At 60.5% G+C, this 2,757-nt stretch carries 4 protein-coding genes; all 4 read right to left on the minus strand.

What is annotated here, in order from left to right; genetic code table 11:
- Window positions 1-251 (minus strand): hypothetical protein (locus AC1DJT_RS35830; protein ID WP_476835968.1); only part of this gene is annotated, 251 nt, incomplete at its 3' end.
- Window positions 252-645: 394 nt separating this feature from the next.
- Window positions 646-1,878 carry an HlyD family secretion protein gene (locus AC1DJT_RS35835; protein WP_441508826.1) on the minus strand — a complete coding sequence of 411 codons (1,233 nt, stop codon included), beginning with the start codon at window positions 1,876-1,878 and terminating at the stop codon, window positions 646-648.
- Window positions 1,871-2,335 (minus strand): hypothetical protein, encoded by a 465-nt coding sequence (locus tag AC1DJT_RS35840; protein ID WP_441508825.1) that lies wholly within the window; start codon window positions 2,333-2,335, stop codon window positions 1,871-1,873. The genes AC1DJT_RS35835 and AC1DJT_RS35840 overlap by 8 nt, the downstream gene beginning before the upstream one ends.
- Window positions 2,336-2,408: 73 nt before the next feature.
- On the minus strand, window positions 2,409-2,757 hold a 349-nt coding region (locus AC1DJT_RS35845), incomplete at its 5' end, for a hypothetical protein (RefSeq protein ID WP_476835969.1).

Consider the following 2,757-nt stretch of genomic DNA (forward strand, 5'->3'; position numbering starts at 1 on the left):
ATCCAGAACTGCCTGAAAGTCACGAACGACATTGCAAAGAAGGTTGCGATCCCAACAAATGCTCCAACGCCAATCACCAGCAGCATCCAGAACTGCCTGAAAGTCACGAACGACATTGCAAAGAAGGTTGCGATCCCAACAAATGCTCCAACGCCAATCACCAGCAGCGCTGCCAGTCGCCAAAGCGGAATGCGCCGCACGTAATCACGGCTGCTTTCCCCGTCGCGGATGTCGTGTTCCGTTATTTTCATCAGCAGGAGTGTACCATGTCACTGCGCCTGACCGTGAGGCTCTGTAGTGGCCAAGAGCAAGTCGTCGATTGCCTTCTTGGGTTGCAGGAGTCCTTCACGGTTACTCTGAATCTGGCATGAAACGATCGGGACGATCGGGACGGACTGGTTGCGCATCACGGTGGGTCGGCCGGAAATCAAAACGATGCTGTACAGGCCGTTTCCGTGCAGGAGGCCCCCGATGCCGTCGAAGGCTATCGTAGGAGCCCCGTAGTCGAGGGCGGCAGGCCCCGAGGACTCCTCGGATTTGGTCAAAACCACCCCCTACCTTATCGGAATTTTGCCTGATCCTCCCGCACGGCTACCACAGTGTCGACGGTATTAAGCGCGAGGACCAAGGATCGCACGGACCGGATCAGTGTCCGGTGAAAACCAATGTCTGAATGGGCAGAACCAGTGCCTGGATCCTCAGGATCATCGCATGAACAAGCCCGACCGCATCGACCGCATGAAGGAGGACCTTTTTGACGGAGCTGGTGTCCTTCGCCTCGATGCGATCATGATTGCTAGAATAGGCGTTGACGATACAGCTGCTTCCTGGCGTCACCCCCTCGAGCCCATCGGGATAGAGCGGCTCGAGAAATGTCAGGATCGTGCCAGGCCTGGCGACCTGTTGTGCGTCAATCAACTGCTCGCCACCGCGAAACTGCCCGGCTGCGATAAAATCCTGCAGCGCGGTCACCACCATCGGAATGACGACCCAAGGCTTMGAGATGCAGACGGCCTCGGCAACCATCCCGACCTTCATGACCTGCGCCTCGATCTGGGAGAAGCCGGCCTGCAACGACGATCGTCCGGCCCCCTCGGGGATCAATACGCCGCCCGCGCGCATGTTCGGATTGACGAGGTCGCCAGCACGAAGCGCAAATTGTTCGACACGGCCGGTGAACCCGGCTCGGATCACCGTGTTCTCGATGTCGATCTGGGCCAAAGCCAGGGCCGCCTGAGCACTTTCCCTCTGCGCCGGCAGCAGCGTCGAGATCCGTATCTGGGCAGTATCATGTGCTGCGGTCGCCGAGTTCAAAGCGGCTTCTCTCCCGGCAACGCTGACCTCCAGCTTCTCGATCTCACGCTGCGCGACGACATTCGCGTTTCGTCGCACCAATTCCTGCTTGGTCCGCAACTCGTCCTGCGCCTGCTGGAGGTCGCTCCTCGCCTCCTGGATCTTGGATTCACTCGAGGCGAGCTCGGATCGGGCGACAACCAGGGCAGCGTCGGCCTCGGCAATCTTGCGGCGGGCGGTCTCGGCTGCCGCTTCCTGCTCACGGCTGTCCAGGCGGAAGATGGGGGTTCCTTTTTCGACCCTGCCGCTGAGCCCGACAAAGACCTCTGCGACCTTTCCTCTGTTCTCCGGCATGATCGGCACTGCCCTGAAGAACAGGGTCGCGTTCGTGGTCGAGGGGTGAAAGTAGAAGACCACCGTGATCAGCCCGACTGTCAACATCGCGCAGGCCGTGATGCCCCAGCGCAATTCGAACCAGACTGAGTAGAGCGTGATCTCCTTGCCAATGCGCCTGCCCTGCCAGTAACGGCGAAAAAGATAGTCGGGCAGGATCGTCAAAAGCGAGCAGAACATGAGCTCAAGCATGGCTCGGCTCCTTCTGCCGGGCATGGTGCCCCGGCTCGTGAACGACCGGCGTCTTCCGGGTATCGGGCGGGTCTGGTGGCTCGGTTGTTGCCCCGCCGCTGCGGCGGGGCGCCGAGCCTGCAATTCGCTCGAGAGCGTGAGCCATGCGGCCGAAGAGGCCGGAGAAGTCGGGCAACTCGATCAACGCCAGCAGAAGCCCGGCCACCCAGAACAGGTGGATATGGGTGAACAGCGCCAGAAGCCCGAGGACCGCGACAATTTCGAACTGGAGCTTATTGGACTTGTGCGCCATCCGCTCGGGCAACGTGTGCAGACGAAAGAAGATGATGCCAACCGTCAGGACCGCAACGACGAGGACCACCGCCATTGCGACCATGAGATAGTCGGTCTCTCCCGGTGCCGTGATGAAAGACGGCAAATGGTGCGAAGCAGCAGGATGAATGTTGGGCGACGACATGGCTTCCGCACCCGACCCTTGACGCTATCGCGACGGTATCCGTGTCAGGCGCGAAACGCCAGCCCGCACCCGATCACTTGAGAGTCACCTGGAACGCCTCGGTAAAGACGAGCTCGATCATGTCGCCGCGCTTCAGCTTCTGGAGATCGGCGGCGAGGACGGGATCCGCGACCGGCAGCGAACGCCGTCCATCCGGACCGTCGATCGTGGCAATTTTCTTGGCAGCGTCGAAGCCGTTGAACTTTGCCGTCACGGTCGCGGTGCGGGTCACAAACCGGGATGGGAGGTTCTGGAAAACCGCGTCAGACTTGCCTTCGGAATACCGGATGCCGGGCTTGAGTCCCTTCTTGCCCCTGGTGACGGCCGCGATTGCCCCGTCGATCCGCCTGATTTCGAGGTTGTCTCCAACCTTGACCCTGGAG

It is taken from the genome of Allobosea sp. 05T422_2 (assembly GCF_056396265.1).

Excerpts from the sequence above, each read along its gene's own strand:
- AC1DJT_RS35840 (WP_441508825.1), bottom strand. The coding sequence starts at position 2,335 with ATGTCGTCGCCCAACATTCATCCTGCTGCTTCGCACCATTTGCCGTCT.